The organism is Streptomyces purpureus (assembly GCF_014648195.1).
GTDB classification, from domain to species: domain Bacteria; phylum Actinomycetota; class Actinomycetes; order Streptomycetales; family Streptomycetaceae; genus Streptomyces; species Streptomyces purpureus.
Genome location: NZ_BMQQ01000032.1, coordinates 54,073 through 74,824 on the forward strand (window position 1 = coordinate 54,073; position 20,752 = coordinate 74,824).

At 70.8% G+C, this 20,752-nt stretch carries 23 protein-coding genes and 1 pseudogene; 7 read left to right on the plus strand and 17 right to left on the minus strand.

Translation table 11 applies throughout. From position 1 onward, the window contains the following. Positions 1 to 107 precede the first annotated feature (107 nt). Positions 108 to 857: a TioE family transcriptional regulator gene (locus IEZ01_RS29480; protein ID WP_019883860.1), complete on the minus strand. Its 750-nt coding sequence runs from the start codon at positions 855 to 857 to the stop codon at positions 108 to 110. 69 nt (positions 858 to 926) lie between these two features. On the opposite strand from IEZ01_RS29480, the gene IEZ01_RS29485 reads away from it, so the two are divergent. Further along, positions 927 to 2,129: an erythromycin esterase family protein gene (locus IEZ01_RS29485; RefSeq protein ID WP_189204723.1), complete on the plus strand. Its 1,203-nt coding sequence runs from the start codon at positions 927 to 929 to the stop codon at positions 2,127 to 2,129. 102 nt (positions 2,130 to 2,231) lie between these two features. Here IEZ01_RS29485 and IEZ01_RS29490 read toward each other — a convergent pair whose 3' ends face one another. Next, the gene (locus IEZ01_RS29490) at positions 2,232 to 2,957 is read right to left on the minus strand and encodes a dienelactone hydrolase family protein (protein WP_189204725.1); all 726 of its coding nucleotides are present in this window, start codon (positions 2,955 to 2,957) and stop codon (positions 2,232 to 2,234) included. A 215-nt stretch (positions 2,958 to 3,172) separates the two neighbouring features. Between IEZ01_RS29490 and IEZ01_RS29495 the strand changes: the two genes are divergently transcribed. Both IEZ01_RS29495 and IEZ01_RS29500 read left to right on the plus strand, forming a co-directional pair. Then, positions 3,173 to 4,918 carry a hypothetical protein gene (locus IEZ01_RS29495; protein WP_189204727.1) on the plus strand — a complete coding sequence of 582 codons (1,746 nt, stop codon included), beginning with the start codon at positions 3,173 to 3,175 and terminating at the stop codon, positions 4,916 to 4,918. Between the two features lie 1,024 nt (positions 4,919 to 5,942). Beyond that, entirely contained in the window at positions 5,943 to 6,257 is a 315-nt protein-coding gene (locus tag IEZ01_RS29500; protein WP_189204729.1) for a DUF6980 family protein, read from the plus strand. A gap of 66 nt (positions 6,258 to 6,323) precedes the next feature. Here IEZ01_RS29500 and IEZ01_RS29505 read toward each other — a convergent pair whose 3' ends face one another. The 3 genes from IEZ01_RS29505 to IEZ01_RS29515 all read right to left on the minus strand — a co-directional run bounded on the left by IEZ01_RS29505 (position 6,324) and on the right by IEZ01_RS29515 (position 8,683). Beyond that, a complete protein-coding gene (locus IEZ01_RS29505) occupies positions 6,324 to 7,007 on the minus strand; it encodes an RDD family protein (protein ID WP_229833279.1) in 684 nt (227 codons plus the stop codon). A 95-nt stretch (positions 7,008 to 7,102) separates the two neighbouring features. Next, on the minus strand, positions 7,103 to 7,579 hold the full coding sequence (locus tag IEZ01_RS29510; RefSeq protein WP_189204731.1) for a GNAT family N-acetyltransferase: 477 nt from the start codon (positions 7,577 to 7,579) through the stop codon (positions 7,103 to 7,105). Positions 7,580 to 7,642: 63 nt separating this feature from the next. Further along, entirely contained in the window at positions 7,643 to 8,683 is a 1,041-nt protein-coding gene (locus tag IEZ01_RS29515; RefSeq protein WP_229833283.1) for a hypothetical protein, read from the minus strand. A gap of 296 nt (positions 8,684 to 8,979) precedes the next feature. On the opposite strand from IEZ01_RS29515, the gene IEZ01_RS29520 reads away from it, so the two are divergent. After that, the gene (locus IEZ01_RS29520; RefSeq protein ID WP_019883871.1) at positions 8,980 to 9,360 is read left to right on the plus strand and encodes a VOC family protein; all 381 of its coding nucleotides are present in this window, start codon (positions 8,980 to 8,982) and stop codon (positions 9,358 to 9,360) included. On the opposite strand, the gene IEZ01_RS29525 is transcribed toward IEZ01_RS29520, so the two are convergent. From IEZ01_RS29525 to IEZ01_RS29535, 3 genes are all read right to left on the minus strand, one after another. Continuing rightward, the gene (locus IEZ01_RS29525; RefSeq protein ID WP_189204735.1) at positions 9,324 to 10,433 is read right to left on the minus strand and encodes a sensor histidine kinase; all 1,110 of its coding nucleotides are present in this window, start codon (positions 10,431 to 10,433) and stop codon (positions 9,324 to 9,326) included. The two genes, IEZ01_RS29520 and IEZ01_RS29525, sit on opposite strands and share 37 nt — an antisense overlap. Next, positions 10,426 to 11,142: a response regulator transcription factor gene (locus IEZ01_RS29530; RefSeq protein WP_189204737.1), complete on the minus strand. Its 717-nt coding sequence runs from the start codon at positions 11,140 to 11,142 to the stop codon at positions 10,426 to 10,428. The genes IEZ01_RS29525 and IEZ01_RS29530 overlap by 8 nt, the downstream gene beginning before the upstream one ends. 68 nt (positions 11,143 to 11,210) lie before the next feature. Beyond that, positions 11,211 to 11,981 (minus strand): VanZ family protein, encoded by a 771-nt coding sequence (locus IEZ01_RS29535; protein WP_189204739.1) that lies wholly within the window; start codon positions 11,979 to 11,981, stop codon positions 11,211 to 11,213. Between the two features lie 151 nt (positions 11,982 to 12,132). Between IEZ01_RS29535 and IEZ01_RS29540 the strand changes: the two genes are divergently transcribed. After that, positions 12,133 to 12,891, plus strand: a complete 759-nt coding sequence (locus tag IEZ01_RS29540) for a hypothetical protein (RefSeq protein ID WP_019883875.1) — start codon at positions 12,133 to 12,135, stop codon at positions 12,889 to 12,891. A gap of 36 nt (positions 12,892 to 12,927) precedes the next feature. Here IEZ01_RS29540 and IEZ01_RS29545 read toward each other — a convergent pair whose 3' ends face one another. The 6 genes and pseudogenes from IEZ01_RS29545 to IEZ01_RS29570 form a co-directional block, all read right to left on the minus strand. Then, the gene (locus IEZ01_RS29545; RefSeq protein ID WP_189204741.1) at positions 12,928 to 14,166 is read right to left on the minus strand and encodes a serine hydrolase domain-containing protein; all 1,239 of its coding nucleotides are present in this window, start codon (positions 14,164 to 14,166) and stop codon (positions 12,928 to 12,930) included. 200 nt (positions 14,167 to 14,366) lie between these two features. Then, entirely contained in the window at positions 14,367 to 14,774 is a 408-nt protein-coding gene (locus tag IEZ01_RS29550) for a DUF6069 family protein (RefSeq protein ID WP_189204743.1), read from the minus strand. Beyond that, positions 14,771 to 14,944 (minus strand): annotated as a pseudogene (locus IEZ01_RS29555) (TetR family transcriptional regulator); the annotation flags it as partial. The gene IEZ01_RS29550 and the pseudogene IEZ01_RS29555, both read right to left, overlap by 4 nt. A gap of 33 nt (positions 14,945 to 14,977) precedes the next feature. After that, a complete protein-coding gene (locus IEZ01_RS29560) occupies positions 14,978 to 15,568 on the minus strand; it encodes a hypothetical protein (protein WP_189204745.1) in 591 nt (196 codons plus the stop codon). Further along, entirely contained in the window at positions 15,565 to 15,756 is a 192-nt protein-coding gene (locus IEZ01_RS29565; protein ID WP_158685632.1) for a hypothetical protein, read from the minus strand. Before IEZ01_RS29565 ends, IEZ01_RS29560 begins: the two co-directional genes overlap by 4 nt. A 269-nt stretch (positions 15,757 to 16,025) precedes the next feature. Further along, positions 16,026 to 16,700 (minus strand): MarR family transcriptional regulator, encoded by a 675-nt coding sequence (locus tag IEZ01_RS29570; RefSeq protein WP_189204747.1) that lies wholly within the window; start codon positions 16,698 to 16,700, stop codon positions 16,026 to 16,028. A gap of 183 nt (positions 16,701 to 16,883) precedes the next feature. Between IEZ01_RS29570 and IEZ01_RS29575 the strand changes: the two genes are divergently transcribed. Next, entirely contained in the window at positions 16,884 to 18,074 is a 1,191-nt protein-coding gene (locus IEZ01_RS29575; protein WP_019883882.1) for a cytochrome P450, read from the plus strand. 137 nt (positions 18,075 to 18,211) lie between these two features. Here the strand turns inward: IEZ01_RS29575 and IEZ01_RS29580 are convergent, their stop codons facing one another. The 3 genes from IEZ01_RS29580 to IEZ01_RS29590 form a co-directional block, all read right to left on the minus strand. Beyond that, positions 18,212 to 18,589 carry a VOC family protein gene (locus IEZ01_RS29580; RefSeq protein ID WP_211231188.1) on the minus strand — a complete coding sequence of 126 codons (378 nt, stop codon included), beginning with the start codon at positions 18,587 to 18,589 and terminating at the stop codon, positions 18,212 to 18,214. A gap of 171 nt (positions 18,590 to 18,760) precedes the next feature. Continuing rightward, positions 18,761 to 19,210, minus strand: a complete 450-nt coding sequence (locus IEZ01_RS29585; RefSeq protein WP_189204749.1) for a GNAT family N-acetyltransferase — start codon at positions 19,208 to 19,210, stop codon at positions 18,761 to 18,763. 63 nt (positions 19,211 to 19,273) lie between these two features. Next, positions 19,274 to 19,534, minus strand: coding sequence for a hypothetical protein (locus IEZ01_RS29590; protein WP_229833280.1), 261 nt, complete (start codon positions 19,532 to 19,534; stop codon positions 19,274 to 19,276). Positions 19,535 to 19,579: 45 nt separating this feature from the next. On the opposite strand from IEZ01_RS29590, the gene IEZ01_RS29595 reads away from it, so the two are divergent. Beyond that, positions 19,580 to 20,725 (plus strand): sulfite oxidase, encoded by a 1,146-nt coding sequence (locus tag IEZ01_RS29595; protein ID WP_189204751.1) that lies wholly within the window; start codon positions 19,580 to 19,582, stop codon positions 20,723 to 20,725. Positions 20,726 to 20,752: the final 27 nt, after the last annotated feature.

A 20,752-nucleotide genomic window follows, 5' to 3' on the forward strand; every position in this document is an offset into this window, starting at 1 on the left:
CGCCGTGACCGGGGACCGGGGACTGGGGAGGACGATTGGTGGCCGTGCCACGGGCACGGGCGGGGCGGGTTCAGCGCGGCGGGTTCTGTACGGCTGGCGAACCGAGGTCATCCGCGCCGGCGGAGGTACGCCTCCAGTTCTGCGGCCCCGGTCAGCATCGTCCGCCCGCGGGCGGACAGCCGAGCGTGCCAGTCGGACAGCGCGGCCTCCAGCAGCTCCAGGCCGCCGGCCGCCCGCACCTGGGCGATCAGCGGGGCGATCTGCTCCAACAAGTAGCCGCCCCGCCGCAGCTGGTGGGCCAGGCGGGCGTCCCGTACGTCGGCCTCGTCGTAGACGCGGTACCCGGTCCGCGGGTCGCGGCGCGGGCGCACCAGCCCGGCACGCTCCCATTTGCGGAGCGTCGCGGGCCGGATTCCGAGCTTCCCGGCCAGCGGCCCGATGAACGTGTCGCCGGACCCGTACGCCTCGGCCGGCGCGGGGCCGAGGCGTGGCTCGGTCGCCGTGGTGACGTTCAGGTCGCGGAGGGCACCCTCCACGGCCTGGAGCGTACGCCGGTCGTCGAGAAGCTGGGCGTGGCTCTCGTCGATGAGGCGGAACGCCTCGTCGACCTGGCCCCGATTCACGGCTTGCATGATCGACGTTGCCGTCCGGTGGCCGTGGCCGGGCAGCAGAGCGAGGAACGCGCGCAGGGCCGCCGCGTGCAGCGAGGTGTAGGTGCGGTATCCGTGGGGTGTGCGGCCTGCGGGCGGAAGGATGCCGGACGCCTCGTAGTTCCTGATCGCCTGCGTGGACAGACCGTGCTCACGCGCGAGATCAACCGGCCTGAGCCGCTCGCTGGTTTGAAGGTTCTGCCCCATGCCGCTGACCCTACCGGGGGGCCATTGCGTAAAAGTTCATATCGAAGGTTCAACGATAGCGTTGAAGGCATGGCGACTGACATCAAGGACACCGCCCATGCCGTCGACGCTGCCTCCGTCATGAGGCTGCTCCCGGCCCGGCCCCGGCTGCTCGCTCTGGGTGAGCCCACCCACGGCGAGGACACTCTGCTCGCCCTGCGCAACGAGCTCTTCCGGCAGCTCGTGGAGCAGGAGGGCTACCGGACGATCGCGATCGAGAGCGACTGCGTGATGGGCCTGCTCGTGGACGACCACATCACCTCGGGCACGGGCACCCTCGACGAGGTCATGAGGCACGGATTCAGTCACGGTTGGGGCGGCTCCGCCGCCAATCGCGAACTCGTGCACTGGATGCGCGCCTACAACGACGGCCGGTCGGCGCCCGATCGCCTCCACTTCGCCGGCTTCGACGGCCCGCTGGAAATCACCGCCGCCGCGAGCCCCCGACAGGCCCTCACCGCACTCCACGACTACCTCGCGGCCTGGGTCGACGCCGACCTGCTTCCCTGCACCGCGGAAACACTCAACCACCTGCTCGGCACCGACGACCGGTGGACCAATCCCGCCGCGATGACGGACCCGGACCAGTCGGTGGGGCAGTCGGCCGAGGCCAGGGAACTGCGGCTGCTCGCCAACGATCTGGTGGCGCTGCTCGACGAGCAGATGCCGCACCTGCTCGCGGCGACCACGCGGGAAGATTGGGACCGGGCGCGCCTGTACGGGCGTACCGCCAGCGGCCTGTTGCGCTACCACCGCTGGATGGCCGACACCTCACCGGCCCGCATGACCCGGCTGGTGGGCGTGCGGGACCAGATGATGGCCGACAACCTCCTCGCTGTCGCCGCGCGGGGCCCGGCCCTGGTCTACGCCCACAACTCCCATCTCCAACGGGAGAAGAGCACGATGCGGATGGGCGGGATGCAGCTGGAGTGGTGGAGCGCCGGCGCGGTGGTGAGCGCCCAACTCGGCGAGGAGTACGCCTTCGTGGCCACGGCCCTCGGCACGATCCGGCACCAGGGAGTCGACACCCCACCGCCGGACACCGTCGAAGGACTCCTGTACGGGCTCCCTGAGGACCGCTCCCTCATCGACACGCGACGCCTGACCACCACCCTCGGCGACACGCACCCCACGCCCCGCGTATCCCCCTGGTTCGGTTACGCACCGCTAGACCCGGCGCACTTGGCGAACAGCGACGCCCTCCTGTTCGTCAAGGACGTCCAGCGGAGCTAGCGCCGGCGGCGGCGCCAGTGCCGCCCACGCGCCCAACCCGGAACGGAGAGGGTGTGCCCCGGCGGTTTGCCCGGTCCGGGATGGCAGTCCTGGCGCTCCAGGTCACTCCGTGATGGGCAGGCACTCAGCGAGGAGGTCGATGATGTCGCGCCAGGCCCGCTGCGCGTGCAGTGGGTGGTGGCCGACGCCCGGGCGTACGGTGTGGTCGACCGGGGGGTGGTGGAAGGCGTGCAAGGCTCCGCCATAGACCACGAGACGCCAGTCGACGCCTGCGGCCTGCATCTCGGCGGTGAACGCTTCCCGTTGGGTGGGCGGCATGATCGGGTCTTCCGAGCCGACCCCGGCCCAGACCGGGCAGCGAATGTGCGCCGCCTCCCCCGGTCGGCCCGTGGTCAGTGCGTTGACCGTCCCGATGACGCGCAGGTCGACGCCGTCGCGCCCGAGTTCCAGCGCGATCGCGCCCCCGGTGCCGTAGCCGATGGCGGCGATTCGGTCGGGGTCGGTCCGCGGTTCGGCACGCAGCACATCGAGGGCCGCATGACCGATATCCCGCATCCGGCCGGGGTCGGCGAGCAGTGGCATGCAACGGGCCAGCATCTCTTCGGGGTCAGCCAAATAGCGCCCGCCATGCAGGTCGAAGGCCAGCGCTACATAGCCCAGCTCGGCGAGAGCGTCGGCCCGGCGGCGCTCGACGTCGCTGAGCCCTGTGCCCTCTGGCCCGATCAGCACTGCGGGCCGCCGGTCGACACCGGCGGGGAGCGCGAGGTGCCCGATCATCGTCAGGCCGTCGGCGGGGTATTCGACCGTTCGCGTGGTAACCGTCGTCATGAGTCTGGACTGTAGTGATCGTCGAGCCCGACCGGGCCGCTCTTCACCCTCGGCAGAACGCTACGGATCCGGCGTCCGGAGAGGAGGCCTGTCCGGGCCTCGTCGGTGCTTCGGCCGGAGCCGCCCCGGCAGGGGCCCGCCCTGCCGTCCGTACGGTGCCTGCGGGCTCGTACCCTGGCCCGATCTCGTCCATGCCCGTTTTGTAGGAGCCCTCCATGGGACGTCTTCCCGGTCTGCTCGCAGCGCCTCGGCTGCTGCGGCACTACGGCGCTACCGCAGTCGGTCTTCAGGCCGACGACGAGATGGTGTTCGACGCCCCGGACCCGCGTGTGCGGGCGGCCTGCGATGCCGTACGGCAGGGGCGGTACGCCCCCGCGGAGGAGCTGCTCGCGGCCACCCGTCGGGAGGCCGACTGGGATGACCGGACCGAGGCCGCACGGGCGCTCGCGGATGTCCTGCTCGCCGGCCCCGGCCAGTTGGAGGACTGGTCCGCGCGGAAACCCGGCGACCGCGATCTGGCGCTCGTACGCGCCGAGGCGGCCGTCGCCCGGGCCTGGTCGGTACGGACCGGGGCGCGGGCGTCAGAGGTCTCGGCCGAGCAGTTCGCCGGCTTCCACGCGCTCCTCGCCGACGCCGTGCCGGTCCTGGAGGAGGCGGTCGCTCTGAACCAGGGCGACCCCACGCCGTGGGCCGCCGTCCTCGCGCACGACACCGGTGCCGCCGCGTCCCGGGAGGACTTCGAGGAGCACCTCGCCAACGCCCTGTCGATCGACCCCCACAACTGGGTCGCCCACGCGCGCGCCGTGCAGTTCCTCGCCGCCAAGTGGTACGGCTCCCACGAGGAGATGTTCGCGTACGCCGAGAGCGTCGCCGCCGCGAGCCCGGAAGGCCACCGGCTGCGCGGGCTGCCGGTCGTGGCCCTCTCCGAACTCATCCTGGACGAGAAGCTGGACGGCGACGCGGCGACCAAGTACGGCCCGATCGGCAAAGACCGCGTGGACGCCGCGATAGCCGCTGCCCGCGCCCTCTCGACGGCGCACCCCGCCGGCGATCCGCACGTGGCCGGCGTTCGCAACCACCTGGCCTGGGCGATGATCCGTGACGGCAGGCCCGCCGGCGAGATCCTGGACGTCTTCCGTGCCGTCGGACGGCACGTCACCGCCTTCCCGTGGGCGTACCTCGGCGGACTGCCGGCGTTCCTGGAGTACCGCAACGGGGTGCGCGCCCAAGTCGCCCAGAACACCCCCTTCTTCGGCGGCACGGTGACCCCACCCGAGGCCGCCGTCACCGCCACCGCCGCTGACGCGGGCGGCGCCCGCCGGGAGCTCGCCTTGGTGCCGGCGACGGTCGCCCAGGTCGCCGAGGCCGTGCTGCTCACCGGAGTCGCCTACCGCATGGCGCCGCTGTCCGGCACCGGCATCACGCTCGTCGAGACCGCCCCGTCGCAGGAACCGGACATCGGCGGACGCGGCGGGCGGCGCGGCCTGCGCCGCGCCCTCCTCGGCGAGGGCGACCTCGTACGTCTCGCCCGGTCGTTCACGACCGGCGAGCCCTGGCCCGTACTCGTGGTGTCCCGGTACGTCGACCGGTACGGACTGAGCCTGGTGCGCGACCGTAAAGTGCTGGCGACGCACCTCTGGCAAGGACCTGAGGGAATCCCGGCACAGCAGGAGGCCGCCGAGACCGCCGCCCTGCTCTCGTCGGCCTTCGCCAAAGCCGACGAGCGGCTCGTCACCGCCGCACTGCGCGACCCCGGCACGGACCGCGCCCCGCTCGACGCCGCGCTCGCGGCGCTCGGGCTGCCGACGCTGCCCGCGGAGTACGGCGAAGGGTACGAGATCCTGGCCGGCGTCCCGAAAGCGCGGGTCGTCGCCAAACGCTCCCTGCGCGCCGCCTTGCGTGAGTCGCTGCGCGACGACCCCGCGGACTCCTCCCGCGAACTGCCGCCGCTGGGGCTGTGACGGGGCCCGGAGCAGCTGGGCTCCAACCTCCACGCGGCCGTGGAGGTTGGAGCCCACCGGCACCGCGGCTGCCCCTCGGCGGCGGCGCGCGTTCCTCGGGGCCAGAACTCGTTGGCGCCGAATTGGGTGGCCGTGAAAGCGTGTTCGCCACCGCCACCGCCACCGACGACGAGACGCAACGCATAACTCCGGTCCGTGACATGCGCCGACACGAAGAATCAGCCAGTCTCCGGCAGCACGAGCCAGATCTCGGACAGGGCGAGACCGTGCTCGCGGCTCACCACCCCGCAGGGGCAGCCCAATGCGGCCCGACGCCCATCCCACGTCACCGTCCAGGGGCCGTCCTTGCCTCCGCACGTGGGGCAGTGGACGGTTTCGGCTGTCCATACCCCCGGCGCGGGTCTGGTGTGGCGACGGAATCTGCCCGCGTACCGCGCCTGCCAGGGCTCGACCGGCGGTGTGAGCGGGGCAGCGCCAGGCCCATCCGCGCCGCCCGGGCCGGTCGCGGCGAGCGCGGTGAACAGGGCAATCAGATCAGGGAGCAGGGCTTCGCCCGCTTCGGTCGGCGGCGGCGCGCCTTGCGTGGTTCCTGGGACGGTTCCGTACCTCGGGGCCGCGGCGGCGGCAGGCGGGTTCGGAGCGGCGTGCCACGGCAGCAGGGCACGGGCGACGGCGGCCAGGAGGGCCGCCGCAGGCGGGCTGACAGCACCGGCGTCGAGGTGATGGACGGCGGTACGGAGAATGCGTTGAAGCCGTCTGTCCCGGTCGGTCGCCTTGATCCGCGCCTCTGTGCCCCGCCGAACCGGGAGCGGGGCGGTGAGGCGGGCGAGGACGGCCCCCACCGCCTCGGCGTCCGCCGCAGTCAGGCGCCACCCCCCGGCGGCGAGGAGCTGCCGGGCGCGCCGCGATTCGACGGTCAGAGCGCGCGTCCACAGGGGGACGGGGGCGGATGAGGCCAGGGATGCTGCGTGCCCGCCTACCATTTGCGTCCCCCTTCGATACCGATCAATGAGAAGCCGAGGTCATGAGCAACCACTGCTGCGAGGCGATGAACAGCCGCGTGAACCTGTCGTGCGACCAGCACGACGACGCCTTCGCCTGCCCGGACGCGCTGATCAGATTCATCGCCAACTTCCAGGAGTACGGGCTGATCATCCACGACGGCGGCACGTCGAGCATCACCATCGGCTTCTGCCCCTGGTGCGGACAGCGTCTGCCCGAGTCGCAGCGAGACAGGTGGTTCGACGAACTGGAACGCCGCGGGATCGATCCGTGGGAGGACGAGGTACCCGCGGAGTTCCAGGATGACCGCTGGCTCGCCGCGCCCCCTCGGGGCTGATGTCTGCCGACCTCACCCGAGGGGGGTCCGGACCGCCTCGCCAAGCCGTTCCGAGGCGCGTGGGGTTCAGCCGGCCAGATCCCTGCGGCGGGCGTACCGGAGCCCGGCCAGGTCGCCGTGGTAGAGCTCGCCGTCGTCGTTGTCGGCCACCGTGCCGCGCGCAGGTCCGCCGCCGCCCATGCCGCGGAAGAACGCCCGTACCCCGTAGTACGGCTGGAGCGGCAGCCAGCACAGCCCTGACAGCCACCGGTACACCGTCCGCCAGAGCCCGGGCCGCCCGCCGTCGGCGGCGCGGATCACCCGGATCCCCGTGACCAGCTTGCCGATGCTGGCTCGGAGCAGGTACGTCAGGAGCACCTGGTTGGCGAAGGACAGGCCGAGCAGGAGCAGGAGCCCGGTGAGCGGGCGGCCGTCTTCACCGCGAATGATCAGGTAGGCCGGGCAGCCCACGGCGAACAGGTCCACCGTGACGGCGAGGATGCGTCGCCCCTCCCCCGCCGGCCGCGGAACCCGCACCCGCGCCTGCCCGTGCGGGGCGGGCGGGTGACCGTACGGAGGGGGCTGCGTTCCGTACGGGGCCTGCTGCGGGTACGGCCCCGCAGGGGCCTGGGGTGGATACGGGCTTCCGTACGGCCCCTGGCTGTACGGCGTTTGGGGCTGCGGCGCGTATGGCTGAGGCGCCTGCGGCGGGTACTGCTGCGGCGGCTGCTGATAGGGCGGGTAGGACTGGTTCCCCCGTGGCGTGTTCATGCCTGCATGATGCCGCATCGGCCGCCTCAGCTGTGCCGATGCCCCGCCGGAGCCGGACGGCCCGGCCTCCGCAAGGTGACGACGACCACCCGCCCCTAAAGCGCGAGCTTGAACCCTTCGTGGCTGGGTGCGAAGCCCAGTCCGGCATAGAAGCGATGCGCGTCCTCGCGCTGTTTGTTGCTGGTCAGCTGCACCAGCACGCAGCCACGCGCGCGTGCCCTTCTGATCGCGTGCGCCATCAGGGTCCGGCCGAGCCCATCCTCGCGCCGGTCCGCGCGGATCCGTACCGCCTCGACGAGGGCGCGCTCGGCTCCGCCCTTGCCGAGGCCCGGGATGTACGTCGCCTGCAGGCACCCCACCACCGTGCCGTCGTCGTCGGCGAGGACCAGCATTTCGTTGCGCGGGTCCGCGTCGATCGCCGCGAAGGCGCGTTCATACGCCTCCGTCACCACAACCGTCGCCGGGTCCACCACCCGCTCCTCGTCGGCGAGCAGAGCCAGTACCGCGGTCAGGTCGGCACGGGTCGCGGGGCGCAAAGTGTGAACAGGCGTGGGTTCAGTGACTGCAGACATGGTCCAGACCCTAACTGGCCCTCACCGGGGGCCTCACAGTCCTCCCAGTCCCCCGTCCCGTGATTACACCGTCCTGTGGTCGTCTGCCGCCAGCGCGTTCCTGGCCGTCCCGCACCAGTCGTCCCGGGCAAGAAGGGCCGCGTAGCCGTCCCGGTAGGTCTGCCACCGCGAGACGGGTCCGATCGAGCCACCGTCGCCGCCTTCACCGAGGCTCCTCGCAAGGGATGCGGCGGTGTAGGACCGACCCGGGGTAGGCCCCAGGCGCTCAACGTGACGCAAGTGCGCGGCCAGCACTTCCTCCGCGTGCGGATAGCTTGCGAGGGTCATACCCATGCCCTGGGAGTAGGTCAGGGCGTCCAGCAGCATGCCGGCGTGGTCCACGAGTTCCGGGTCCGCGGCGGATTCGGTGAGGGCCCGGTGGAGCGCCGTGGCCTGGGCCACCTTGCCGGCGAAGTATCCGTTGAGGAAGTCTCCGTCGACGGCCCTCCGCAGCAGCCAGTGCCGGACGTTCGGACGGCCTTCGGCCAGCCGGCACAGCGCCTCGACCACATAGACCCGCCCCCAGCCGGCTACTCGGTCCGCCAGCCAGAGGAGCGGCTCCCCGCCGTCGGGAAGCCGCTCCATCGCATGGGCCGCGAGCGGGCCGAAGGTGGTGGAGAGGAGCCCGATGGTCCGGACGTACGGAACGTCGTCGGCGGTGCCCGCCGCGGCGAGCAAGGCCAGCCCTACGACGACATCGTCCGTTTCGGTTCCGTGCCTGACGAGCCAGCGCCCGGCCTCCCTGGCCCTCGCTCCTGCCCGCAGGGCAGCGGCGTTGATGCGCGGGTTGGGGTGGATGGGTACGTGGATGTCGTGGAAGCGGCCGACGAGTTGGCCGGGCACGGACCGTACGTCGGTGAAGTGCTCATCGAGGACGGCCGCGACCTCGACCCCGACCTGATCACGTTCGCGTGGATGGGCTGGTTGCGGCCTACGGAGGCGCCGCTCCTTGTCGGGGTACGGCTCGCCGTCACGAGGCAGAGGGGTGTCGGGTGTCAGCTCGTGCAGCCGGAGGGCGTGCTCGAACAGCGTGGTCCTGGATCCGGGCATCTCGGTCCCGGGCATCTCGCTCACCGGCGGACGCTGGACTCGATTCTCTTGATCATGTGCGTGAGCATGCCATCGCTGCCCTCGCCACGGCAAGGCCTCACTCGGCGTACCGCGTACCGCGGAACGTACGCCGCGGACCGTACGCGGTACGCCGAGTGCCGACGGCGCCGACACCGCGTACGCTGCGATCGAGCGCGGTCAGGTCTTCCCGTACCCCGACGTCGGGCCCCAGCGGTACACCCGCCCTGGCCGGCAGCGGCCGTGGCAGGCGCCCTGTGAGGAGCGGACGAGGAGCGGACGAGGAGCGGACGATGGACATCAAGCTGGAGCTGGTCGCCGTCCCCGTCACGGACGTGGACCGGGCCAAGGCCTTCTACGAACAGGTCGGCTTCCACACCGACCACGATGTGACGGTCAGCGAGGAGATCCGGTTCGTCCAGCTCACCCCGCCGGGATCGGCCTGCTCGATCGCCCTCGGCAAGGGCCTCACCCGGATGGCCCCCGGCTCGCTGGACAACATGCAGGTCGTGGTCGCGGACATCGAGGCGGCGCATACGGAACTGACCGCCCGGGGCATCGAGGTCAGCGAGATCGACGACCAGCCGTGGGGGTCGTTCGTCTACTTCTCGGACCCGGACGGCAACGGCTGGGCGGTTCAGCAGACCGTCCCACGCAAGGCCCCGGAGGCCTGACCTCCCGGAAGCCGGACCGTGGCGACGAGGCCGCCGGTGGGGCGTGGGACGAGGTCGAGGGTTCCGTCGTGGGCGCGGACGACGCTGTGCACGATGGCCAGGCCGAGGCCGACGCCGGCGTGCTCGTCCGTGCGTACGCGTTCCGTCCCTCGCTGGAAGGGTTCGGTGAGGGTCGGCACGAGTTCCGTGGGCACGGGATGGCCCGTGTTCTCGACCCGTACCACGCTCGCGCCGTCCTGCGCTTCGGTGTGGACCGTCACGGTGCCGCCGGCGGGGAGGTTGTGGACGACGGCGTTCTGGACGAGGTTCGTCACCATCTGAAGCAGGAGCTCCGCCGAGCCGCTGGTCCGAGTCGCTCCACCGGTGACGTCGAGCGTGATCCCGCGCTGTTCGGCGAGGGGGAGGAGGGTTTCGGCGGCCTCTTCGGCGACGAGGGAGAGGTCGACGCTCTCCCGGCTGAAGTTCCCGCGGTCGCTGCGACTGAGCAGCAGGAGGGCCTCGGTGAGGTCGATGGCGCGCGTGTTGACAGCCTGCAGGCGTTGGAGGAGTTCGTCCTGGTCCTGGGTGGGGTGCCGGCGGGCGAGGTCGAGCAGCGCCTGTGACACGGCCAGCGGGGTGCGCAGTTCGTGGGAGGCGTTCGCGGCGAACCGACGCTGCTCGGCGACGTGCGACTCGAGTTGTTCAAGCATGGTGTCGAACGCGTCGGCGAGCTCGCGGAACTCGTCCTGGCGGCCTGCCATGCGGATCCGGTGGGAGAGCGATCCGGTCCCGGCCCTCCGTGCCGCGGCCGTGATCTGTGTGAGGGGTGCGAGCATCCGGCCGGCGAGGATCCATCCTCCGAGGAGGCCGAAGAGGAGCAGCAAGGCCAGGGCTACGGCCGCGGCGCGACCGAAGATGCGCGAGAGGAGGTACCGGTTGGGTGAGATCCCGAGCAAGCCCTGGGAGCTGTCGGGCACGTAGCGCAGCAGGAACATCCACACCACGGCCAGGAGGACTGCGCCGGTGACGAGGACGAGTCCGGCATAGCTGAGGGTGAGTTTCAGGCGGGCGCTGAGTCCTGGGCGTCTACTCATGGGGACCGCCGGTTTCGACGCGGGGACCGCCGGTTTCGACGTGCGGACCGCCGGTGTCGATCCGGTAGCCGACGCCCGGCACCGTGGCGATGATCCAGGGTTCGCCGAGCCGTTTGCGCAGTGCGGAGACGGTGATGCGGACGGCGTTGGTGAAGGGGTCGGCGTTCTCGTCCCAGGCCCGTTCCAGCAGCTCTTCGGTGCTGACGACTCCGCCGTCCGCGGCGACGAGGACTTCGAGCACGGCGAACTGTTTGCGGGTGAGCGCGACGTAGCGTCCGTCGCGGAAGACCTCCCGGCGGAAGGGGTCGAGGCGCAGCCCCGCGATCTCGCGGACCGGGGGTCGGGCGTACCCGCGCCTGCGGTCGAGCGCCCGAAGGCGCAGGACGAGCTCCCGCAGCTCGAACGGCTTGGTGAGGTAGTCGTCGGCCCCGAGCTCGAACCCGGACGCTTTGTCGTCGATCCGGTCGGCGGCGGTGAGCATGAGGATCGGGGTGCCGCTGCCGGAGGCGACGATGCGCCGGGCGACCTCGTCGCCGGAGGGGCCGGGGATGTCGCGGTCGAGGACCGCGAGGTCGTAGGAGTTGACGCTGAGCAGTTCCAGGGCGGAGTCGCCGTCGCCGGCGATGTCGGCGGCGATCGCCTCCAGCCGCAGACCGTCACGGACGGCTTCGGCAAGGTACGGCTCGTCCTCCACGATCAGTACGCGCATGTGGGAAGCCTAAGCAGCACGAGATATCGCCGGCGTATGCGACGACGTGTGCGCACCGGGCACGCGGCTCAGCCTGCCGGTGTCGGCGCGGGGGGAGGCTGGTCCGCGGGCGCTTCCGCCGCAGGACGAGGCCGGTCCGCCGGCGCTCCCACCGCAGGACGAGGCCGGTCCGCCGGCGCTTCCGCCGCGGTGCGCCACCACCGGCGCGACGCCAGCGCGGCCAGCACGGCGCCGGCGGCATTGACCAGTACGTCGTCCACGGAGGACACCCGGTCCAGCCGCAGGACGTACTGCGCGGTTTCGACGAGGATCGAGCAGCCCGCCCCCAGCGCGAGGATCCGCGGTACGGACGAAAGCGCCGCGAACCGCATCGGGGCGAAGAACCCCAGCGCCGCGAAGACCAGCAGGTTGCCGACGGTCCCCAGGGGTCCCATGGTGACCAGGTCCCGCAGCGGTACCAGGCTCACCCGGCCGGGGACGATGCCGGCCCCGGCGCCCGGCATCATCGTCAGCCACAGGAACGGCACCGTCCCGTGGACCATGCCCACCTCGGCCAGCGACATCCGCCACGCCGACGTGACGCCGGCGGCACGCCGAAGGCGCGCCAGGGCCCACGCCACCAGCACGGCCAACGGCAGCGTGACCAACGTCATGAGCACCACACCGTTGAACGTGTCGAGGCAGCCGTGCCACCGCCCGGCCATACACCTCGGAGCGGGCATCATCAGCGGCCGCCGTACGACGAACGCGGCGCTCGCGATGCCGAGGACCGCCAGGCCGACGAGCACGATCCTGCGCGTGCGGCGGGGCGGTGGCGGCGGGGAGGCGTTGTGGTTCATGCCCTCATTGGAGAGGCAGGGCCGTTGCGGTGGCGTATGCGATTTTCGATACGCCCGCGATATACGGGATCCTGCGAGATCGAGACGAGTCTCCGACGTTGGGCGAATATTCATGCTGAGCTGCGGGGCTTGTGTGGCATGCTGCCGGACGATGATCACCAACTCCATACGTCGCCACGCGGTTCTCACCGTCGCCGCCGCAGTCGCCCTCACCGCCCTGTCGGGCTGCCAGGACTCTCCGAGCGGGACAGCCGCCCCGACAGCTGCAGCCCCGGCCACCTCCGCCGCGCCCGTCGCGGGGGCCTTCGAGCCCGAGGCGGCCCTCGCGAATGCCGAGAAGACGCCCTATGCGGCGAACGTGAAGATCACGACGGAGGCTGCCGGCCGGCCGCTGTCGACCATGACCGGCCGGAGCAATTTCAACGCGCTCTTCACCGGTCGGAGCGAGATCCGTAGCTCGGCCGAGGTCCCGGCCTCCCAGTCCCTCTGGATGGAGACCGTGACCACGACCGACGCCAACTACTTCCGCAACCGCAAGGCCGGAACCAACTGGGTGAAGGCTCCCCGTGCCGCAGGCAACAACCAGGCGGATTACGGCGCTTACGCCAAGCTCCTGCTCGCCGGCGGTCCTTCGGCGAAGAAGGGCATGGAGAACCAGGGCGGGATCCCCACCTACCACCTGGCCGGGCATCTAGAGATCGACCAGGTGGCGTCCGTCGATCCGCGTACGCACCGTTCAATGAAGGCCAAGGGCGTCACGGGCTTTGACTGCGACCAGTGGATCGACAGCAAGGGCCGCACCATCCGCTTCGAACAGCGGATGGACATGTACGGCATTCCGAGCGTCAACAAGGCCACCTTCACCGACTTCGGCCCCGCCGAGACCTTCGCGCCGCCCACCGAGGGGTGACCGGAACCGAGGCGGGGGCAGCGCGCGGCTGCCCGATCACCGCATGAGCTGCCGCGCCAGGGCCGACGGCTTCTCGGCACTGGCCGGGGACGTGCCGCAGAACTCCGCCTCGATCACGTTCACGTACAGCGAATCGTCCTGCAGCCAGTCGCCGTTGGCGTTGAACGTCAGCTGGTGCTTCCCGTCCTCCGTGCCGACCATCGCCGACAGCGAGCCGTTCGTACGCCCGCTCTTGCCCACCACCTTCACACCGCAGGACAGCGTCGCGATCTCGACGCCGAGCCCGTACCCGAGCCCCTGCGCCATCGGTACCTCGGTGAGCATCGCCTTCATCTGCGCGGGCGGCAGCAACCCGTCCCGCATCAGAGCGCGGTGGAAGCGGTTCAGGTCGCCGGTGGTGGAGATGACGTCGCCGGCGGCGCCCAGCCAGGTCATGTTCTGTTCGGTGGCATCGTGGATCTCGGCGTCAGGAGCGTCCTGGTGGAGCCGGGAGTAGCCGACGGGGTGCGGTGTGGGCATGTGCGGTGCCGTGCCGGGGAAGGACGTCTCGCGCAACTTCAGCGGCCGGATGATGCGGCGCGTGACCTCCTCGCTGTACGAGCGGCCCGTGGCCTTCTCGATGACCATTCCGGCGATCACAAAGTTCGTGTTCGAGTACGACGGCGCCTTCTGCGGGTCGGGCCGCGGCGGGTACTTGAGCTCGATCGCCACGAGTTCTTCGGGCGTGTGGGTGTCGTACCGGTGCTCCGGGAATCCGAGGCCCGCGGCATTGTGCAGAAACGCCTCGTCGTTGGTGTAGTTGGCGATACCGCTGGTGTGATTGAGGAGCTGCCGCAAGGTGATCTCGCCGCCGTCGTAGCCGTTGCCCTGAATGAGACCGGGTAGCCAGTCCTCGACCGTGTCGTCCAGGCTCAGGGCTCCTTCCGCCTCGAGCTGGAGCAGGACGGTCGCGATGAACGTCTTGGTGATGCTTGCCCCACGGAAGTGATCGCGGGCCGAACGCTCGCGGCCGGTGGCCGTGTCCGCGTAGCCGGTGGCGCCGAACCACCGCTTCCTGCCGTCCTGCGTCTGGGCGGACGCGCCAGGTAATCCGCCCTTGTCCACCAGATCCCGCAAGGCCGCCCGCGTTGCCTCGTGCCCGGGCCTGTGCGCGCGCCCGTGCCAGGGCCCGGGCTCTGACGGTGCCGCGTGCGCGGACGAAGTGAGCGTGACCGCCCCCAGGACCAGTCCCAATGCCAGAGCGAGCGAGGCGCTACGTACGGACCCTTGCTTCACAGTGACCTCCAGTTCGTCACGGGGAGCCGTGATGCTCCCTGTGACTCACGAGACTCCGAACAGGGGTCGCAGGGTTGAGCGTTGTCCCGTGTGGGCACCAGCGGCCGGCGCCTGATCCTCAGTCTTCACACACTGATGATCACGGGTGGCCGCAGGGCTGCCTCCATCTGGTGCTGTCGAGGCGTACCTGGTGCCGGCGATCACCCCTTGGCGGCACCGGCTCCGGCCCCACGTGGCCTGCCGCCCAGCCCTGGGATCAGCACCGCCGCCGCCAGGTGCATCAGGGCGAGGAAGAACCGGGTGCCGCCGTCCATACCGTCGCCGATGAACGGCAGGAAGGACAGAGCCAGTACGGCGCCGGCCGCCCCAGTCCAGATGGCGCGGGCTCGCCGCGTCCCAAACCGCTCCAGGGCGGCCAGCAGTCCCCAGCCGGAGAGCGACGCGAGCAGTGCGACGACCGCCACGGGCACGGCGCCGATGTCGAGCGTCTGCTCGCCGTCGGCGATCCGCAGCCGGTGCCCCAGCAGTGGGTCCGCGATCAGCCACACCAGGACGGGGGCCGAAACGGCCAGGCCCGTAATCCCCAGGCGCCTTCTGCGCGCGCTCACTTGGCGCCTCCCGAGAGCGCGCCGTACAGGAAGACGTCCACCAGCTCCTGCGGGGTTAGGTCGGGCTCGTCCTCCGTACGCGGCTGGGTGAAGAGCAGTCCGAAGAAGAGGGCCGCGATCTGCTCCGGCGGCCGGCGCAGGGCGACCTTGTCGGGCTCCACCGCCGCTGCCGTGAAGTACGCCGCGCCCCTCGACGGCGGGCGCTACGACGCCGTCACCTCCTCAAGACTGCACTCCTTCTCGCCGAGCGCTGTCATGGCCTGCAGGAACGCCTGTCGGCTGGCGGTCTCCTTGAGGTCCGAGACCACGTAGTAGCCGTCGATCGGTATCGGGTCGGGGAGCTCCACTTCCGCCCGCTTGAACAACCGCTCCACGTCCGCGAGCCAGGCATCGCCCGCCGCCTTCGCCGTCGCCTGACGCGCCTTGAACGGTCCGGGCGTCTCCTGCCGCCACAGCGTGTCGAGCGCGCCCCGGTATTCGGCGTGCGAGGTGCGCAGAGCCTCGAGGACCTTCCTCTTGTTGTAGGCCAGCCGACCGCTCTCCCGGTCCGCGGGCGGGACCCACCGCGAGGACGCACGCAGCTGACCGCAGGCCGTCACCACCTGCTGCTTGTACTTGATGTCCGCGTCGGGGGCGGAGCCGTTGTTCACGCAGACGGTGGAGCCGCCCCGGTCGCCCTCGCAGGTGTTGGTGGTGCACGCGGTCAGCGGCGCGGCCAGCAGGGCCAACGCCGCGAAGGGGCCGGCAACGCCCCAACGACCCCGGGAGAGGGCCCCGGATACGTTCCCTCTCACCGGCCGGAGCCCTTGCCCGTGCCGGTGTTCGTGTTGGTGCAGTGCTGCTGGGCGCTGTTGTCCGCCGTGCATTGGTTGGTGGATCCGCCCCTCGCTCCCGCGAGGGCTATCAGGGCGGCGACAACGATGGCCGCCGCCCCGATCACGGCGGCGATGATCATGGCCTTCGGCTCACTCAGGAACGACACGTCAACCCCCGGATGTCGGCCACACGATGACGAGGCGAGGCTGAGGCTTGCACAGCCCGCGTCCCTTGGCCAGCCTTCGCGCGAGGAGCACGTTTGTGCTGGCCCAGGGGCCTCCAGAGCCCCACGGGGCACGGTGAGAAGGGGGCGTACTCAGTCCTGAATCCGCCGCGAGGGGCGACCCGTGACGCGGGCGATCATGTAGTCGCGGTCCGTCTCGAGAGGCCTGGGCGCGCGGGAGTCCGTCGCTCCCGCGGCTCGGCTGAGACCCGTCACTTCAGGAGGGTGCGCCAGCGGTCCGCCGACGTCAGCATGTCGTGGACGACCCGCTCCAGAAACGTGCCCGCCTTGGCCAGCCTCTGCCCCACGGGGCTGTCGGGTCCATACGTCTCCGCCGCCGCCATCGCGGCCTGCGCCGACTCCAGTGTCTGGCGTGTGCTGATCACGATCGAGTGGTACCAGGCCTCGTCGTCGACCACGTAGATGTCGCGACGGCGCCGCGGATCGCGCTCGCGCCGGACGTACCCCTGCTCGACCAGGAAGTTCACGGCCAACGACACGGAGGCCGGGCTGACTTGCAGCCTCTGGGTCAGCTCGGCCGCGGTGCGCCGGCCGTTCTCGGACAGCAGCAGGTCCACGTGCACGCGCGCCGTCATCCTGGGCAGCCCCGACCGGACCGCCAGCTCGATGATCTCCTCTTCGATCCGGCCGCCGGGAGATCCGTCCGCGCGCGGGGGTGCCGGTGTGCCACGCCTCGCCCGCTGGGCCGTTGCGCGGTGGGCTTGTTGGGGGCGGTAGCCGGCGGGGCCGCCGTTACGTCCGATCTCCCGGCTGATCGTCGAGGTCGGACGGTCGATCCGCCGGGCGATCTCCGCGTACGAAAGCCCTTCGGCGAGTCCGGTCGCGATGCGCCGTCGGTCCTCTTGGGTCAGTCGTCCTCCTGGCATGCCGCCAGTATTGCCTTCACCGCCACCCATTGCAATGCAGCGTTGCATTCGAGCTCAGCGTCATTGCATCAATTTATGGCGCACAACCTGGGGGAACGCACTTCCATAGATTGACGGGATTATGAATGCAACGTAGCTTTCGCAATGTGCTAAACAGCCATCGCCGCGAGATGAGGAATCGCCATGGGTGAATCCATCCACACCGTCACGACTCTGCCGACGGCACGTCAGGCCAGCTGCCCCTTCGACCCGCCGGCCGAGCTGCTCGACGCCCGCCGGCACGGCCCCATCAGCCGATTCACCCACCCCGGAGGAAAGCCCGGCTGGCTGATCACCGGGTACGACCTGGTGAGGTCGGTCCTGGCCGACTCGCGGTTCAGCTCGCGCAAGGAGCTGCTGAACGTGGGCGACTTCGAGGTGCCTCCGGCGCCGCCCGGCGAGTTCCTCCTCATGGACGAGCCGCAGCATGGGCGCTACCGGAAGCCGCTGGTGGGGAAGTTCACCGTGCGGCGGATGCGACTGCTCGCCGAGCGCATCGAGCGGATCACCGCCGACTGTCTGGACGCCATGGAGAAGGCCGGGCCGTCGGCGGACCTGGTGAGCGCGTTCGCCAAGCCCATCCCCACCATCGTCATCTGCGAGCTGCTGGGGGTGCCGTACGAGGACCGGGGCTCCTTCCAGGAGCAGATCGACACGTTCATGGGGGGCGAGACGAGCGAGGAGGGGCTGATAGCGGCGTACACCGCGACCCAGCAGTACCTCGCGGAGCTGGTGGCAGCCAAGCGCGCGAACCCCACCGACGACGTGCTCAGCGAACTCACCGACAGCGATCTGACCGATGAGGAGCTGCGCGGGATCAGCCTGATTCTGCTGGCCGCCGGCTTCGACACCACCGCGAACATGCTGTCCCTCGGCACCTTCGCACTGCTCCAGAACCCGGCGCAGCTGGCCGCGCTGCGCGCCGAGCCCTCGCTCGCCGACCGGGCCGTGGAGGAGCTGCTGCGGTATCTGACCGTCGCCAAGTCGTTCATGAGGACGGCGCTGGTGGACGTCGAGGTGGGCGGCCAGACCATCGAGGCCGGGACGACGGTCGTCCTGTCGTACAACACCGCCAACCGCGACCCCGAGCGCTTCGCCGATCCCCATGTGCTCGACCTCAGCAGGCAGGACGGCGGGCACCTGGCCTTCGGCCACGGCATCCACCAGTGTCTGGGGCAGCAGCTGGCCCGCGTCGAGATGCGCGTGGCGATCCCCGCGCTGATCAACCGCTTCCCCACGCTGCGTCTGGCCGTACCGGCTGCAGAAGTTGGCCTGCGCCCGGAGACGGCGGACATCTACGGGCTGAAGAGCCTCCCGGTCACCTGGGACGTGTGACCGGCAGCCAATCGATCCCTCCCCGGGTGCCGCGCCTCAGCCGTCGGCGGGCGCATCGGAGCCCACGACCAGGGACGGCGGCTGGTCCCCGCCCATCAAGGCGCCGAGCCACAAGTCCCTGGTGAGGCCGGCCCCGTTCAGCCGCGTGCGCTCACCACCTCCAGGTAGTGGGGGTTGTGCATCACCCCGAGGATGTTGCCGAACGGGTCGAGCACGGCGCCGGCCCGGAAGTCGCCGTAATTCCGCAGCGGCTCGAACTCCTTGGCGCCGAGTGTCAGCAGCCGGGCCATCTCCGCGTCGACATCGTCCACGTGCCAGTACGCGACGACGCCGACGGGAGCGGAGGGAGTACGCGAGATGCCGAACTCCTGCAGGTGGTCGCCGAGCCGGAACTCGATGTACTCGCCGCGCTCGAAGTACGGCTCAAGGCCCAGGACTTCGGTGTACCAGGCGCGGGCGGCGGCGAGGTCGTCGGCGTGGTAGCGGATGGTGGCGAGGCCACGGAATGTCGTCATGGAAGACAGCGTGCCCGCCATATAGGTCAGTTCTTGTCCTCTACGGCGATTCAGTTCCGTGCGTTCGCCAGAGCGGCGGCTGTCTCGTGCATCCGCCCAGCTCGCACCCGGTACCGAATGCCTACCCAGGAGGCCAGCCGCACGTGCAGCCGACGTGACCCCACCGACATGTCAGAGCAGGCGTTCGAAGCACAGGGAGCCCTCCACACCGGCGTAAGCACCGAAATCCGGGATCCGACCGTAGCCGGAGCGCGTGTAGAAGCGCGCGGCATCGGGCTGGCCATCCCCCGTCTCCAGCCGAAGGCTCGCCCATCCCTGCGCACGCGCCCAGTCCTCCAGCGCGCGGAGGATGAGCGTGGCGACACCTGAGCCACGCCGGGCCGGGGACACGTACATGCGCTTGACCTCGCCCACCCCCTCACCGAGGGGGCGGAGGCCTCCGCATCCCACGGCGGTGCCGTCATCGTCGCGGGCCACGAAGAACACCGCGACGTCCGTCGCAGAGGGCGCCACTCCGGGTTCGCTGTCCGGAGTCCCGTATCTGGCGGCTATCTCGGCGCGCTGCCGTTCGCGCAGCACGATGGCGTCCGAGTCCAGCCAGGAAACCTGTTCGATCTTCATGCCGCGGGGTCTGCCGAGAACCTGTTTCGGACACGTAAACCGGACAGCGGGCCACCCCTCGGATCAGCCGACGTTCTCCTCCGGGTGGGCCTGGGCCTTCAGAGTCCAGTACTCGCCCATGCAGACCGGTGGCAGTGGCGGGAAGCGGTGGCCCTTCACGTCGGTGCTCCAGTGGTGCTCACCGCCGCAGTCGCACTCGTAGATCCCGCTGGACGGGACGATCTCACCCGGGTGCCATGACGACTTCTCATCGCTCATGATCCAGGTGTACGTCGCCGTCGGCGTCGCCGCGACCGGGGCGGGCCGGTCGGTCTCGTACGACACCGGCTCCGGTGGTCGTCCACGCCGGGACGGGCGCAGACTGGGCGTATGGGGCAGCGTCTCGGTGATGTCAGTGCGCCCGCGAGGCTGGCCGGCCCGGAGGAAGGGATCAGCCGGGAGGAGCTGGCGCTGGCGGCACGTAATCACGGTCTGCCGCTTGAGGCGCTGCGGTACGACGTCACGCCGCCGGGACTGCACTACGTCCTGACCCACTACGACATCCCCTGGGCGGACGGTGAGGGCTGGGAGCTGGCGGTCGGCGGCCGGGTGCGTCGTCCGCTCACGCTCGGTGTGGGCGAGCTGCGGGCACGCCCCCCGGCCACCCGGCGCGTGACCTTGGAATGTGCGGGCAACGGCCGCGCCCTGCTGTCGCCGCGACCCGTCAGCCAGCCGTGGCTGACGGAGGCCGTCGGAACGGCTGACTGGACGGGAGTGCCTCTGCGCGACCTGCTCGCCGAGGCGGGTGTGGCGTCCGATGCGGTGGAGGTGGTGTTCACCGGCGCGGACCATGGGGTCGAGCGTGGGGTGGAGCAGGACTACGAGCGCGCTCTGCCCTTGGACGTGGCCATGGGCGAAGAGGACGACGACGTGCTCGTCGCGTACGCCATGAACGGTGTCCCGCTGCCGCCGCAGCACGGTTATCCACTGCGGCTCGTCGTGCCGGGCTGGTACGGCATGGCGCATGTGAAGTGGCTGCGCGCCATCACCGTCGTGGACACGCCCTTCACCGGGTTCCAGCAGACGGTCGCCTACCGTCTGCGGCAGAACCCTGACGAGGAGGGCGAGCCAGTCGCGCGGATCGCGCCGCGCGCCCTGCTGGTTCCTCCGGGGTTTCCGGATTTCATGTCGCGGGCGCGCATCGTCCGGCCGGGCCCCGTCGAGCTTGAGGGTCGTGCCTGGTCCGGTCGTGGCACGGTCACCGGCGTCGAGGTGAGCACGGACGACGGCGCCTCCTGGCACGCCGCCGAGTTGGAGGCCCCGTCCGCCGACGGCACGGGGCGCTGGGCCTGGCGCCGGTGGCGCTTGCGCTGGTCCGCCGAACCGGGTCGGCATCTCCTCTGCGCACGCGCGACGGACTCGCGGGGAAACCGGCAGCCGGTCCGGCAGCCGTGGAATCGCGGCGGATTCGCCAACAACCAGGTCCAGCCGGTGCCGGTCCTCTGCGTGGACGACGGGGAGAGGCAGGACCGCTGACCCTTACGGGGCCGCGGTCGTGATCGG

Excerpts from the sequence above, each read along its gene's own strand:
- IEZ01_RS29480 (WP_019883860.1), bottom strand. The coding sequence starts at position 857 with ATGGGGCAGAACCTTCAAACCAGCGAGCGGCTCAGGCCGGTTGATCTC.
- IEZ01_RS29485 (WP_189204723.1), top strand. The coding sequence starts at position 927 with ATGGCGACTGACATCAAGGACACCGCCCATGCCGTCGACGCTGCCTCC.
- IEZ01_RS29490 (WP_189204725.1), bottom strand. The coding sequence starts at position 2,957 with ATGACGACGGTTACCACGCGAACGGTCGAATACCCCGCCGACGGCCTG.
- IEZ01_RS29495 (WP_189204727.1), top strand. The coding sequence starts at position 3,173 with ATGGGACGTCTTCCCGGTCTGCTCGCAGCGCCTCGGCTGCTGCGGCAC.
- IEZ01_RS29500 (WP_189204729.1), top strand. The coding sequence starts at position 5,943 with ATGAGCAACCACTGCTGCGAGGCGATGAACAGCCGCGTGAACCTGTCG.
- IEZ01_RS29505 (WP_229833279.1), bottom strand. The coding sequence starts at position 7,007 with ATGAACACGCCACGGGGGAACCAGTCCTACCCGCCCTATCAGCAGCCG.
- IEZ01_RS29510 (WP_189204731.1), bottom strand. The coding sequence starts at position 7,579 with ATGTCTGCAGTCACTGAACCCACGCCTGTTCACACTTTGCGCCCCGCG.
- IEZ01_RS29515 (WP_229833283.1), bottom strand. The coding sequence starts at position 8,683 with ATGCCCGGGACCGAGATGCCCGGATCCAGGACCACGCTGTTCGAGCAC.
- IEZ01_RS29520 (WP_019883871.1), top strand. The coding sequence starts at position 8,980 with ATGGACATCAAGCTGGAGCTGGTCGCCGTCCCCGTCACGGACGTGGAC.
- IEZ01_RS29525 (WP_189204735.1), bottom strand. The coding sequence starts at position 10,433 with ATGAGTAGACGCCCAGGACTCAGCGCCCGCCTGAAACTCACCCTCAGC.
- IEZ01_RS29530 (WP_189204737.1), bottom strand. The coding sequence starts at position 11,142 with ATGCGCGTACTGATCGTGGAGGACGAGCCGTACCTTGCCGAAGCCGTC.
- IEZ01_RS29535 (WP_189204739.1), bottom strand. The coding sequence starts at position 11,981 with ATGAACCACAACGCCTCCCCGCCGCCACCGCCCCGCCGCACGCGCAGG.
- IEZ01_RS29540 (WP_019883875.1), top strand. The coding sequence starts at position 12,133 with ATGATCACCAACTCCATACGTCGCCACGCGGTTCTCACCGTCGCCGCC.
- IEZ01_RS29570 (WP_189204747.1), bottom strand. The coding sequence starts at position 16,700 with ATGCCAGGAGGACGACTGACCCAAGAGGACCGACGGCGCATCGCGACC.
- IEZ01_RS29575 (WP_019883882.1), top strand. The coding sequence starts at position 16,884 with ATGGGTGAATCCATCCACACCGTCACGACTCTGCCGACGGCACGTCAG.
- IEZ01_RS29580 (WP_211231188.1), bottom strand. The coding sequence starts at position 18,589 with ATGACGACATTCCGTGGCCTCGCCACCATCCGCTACCACGCCGACGAC.
- IEZ01_RS29585 (WP_189204749.1), bottom strand. The coding sequence starts at position 19,210 with ATGAAGATCGAACAGGTTTCCTGGCTGGACTCGGACGCCATCGTGCTG.
- IEZ01_RS29595 (WP_189204751.1), top strand. The coding sequence starts at position 19,580 with ATGGGGCAGCGTCTCGGTGATGTCAGTGCGCCCGCGAGGCTGGCCGGC.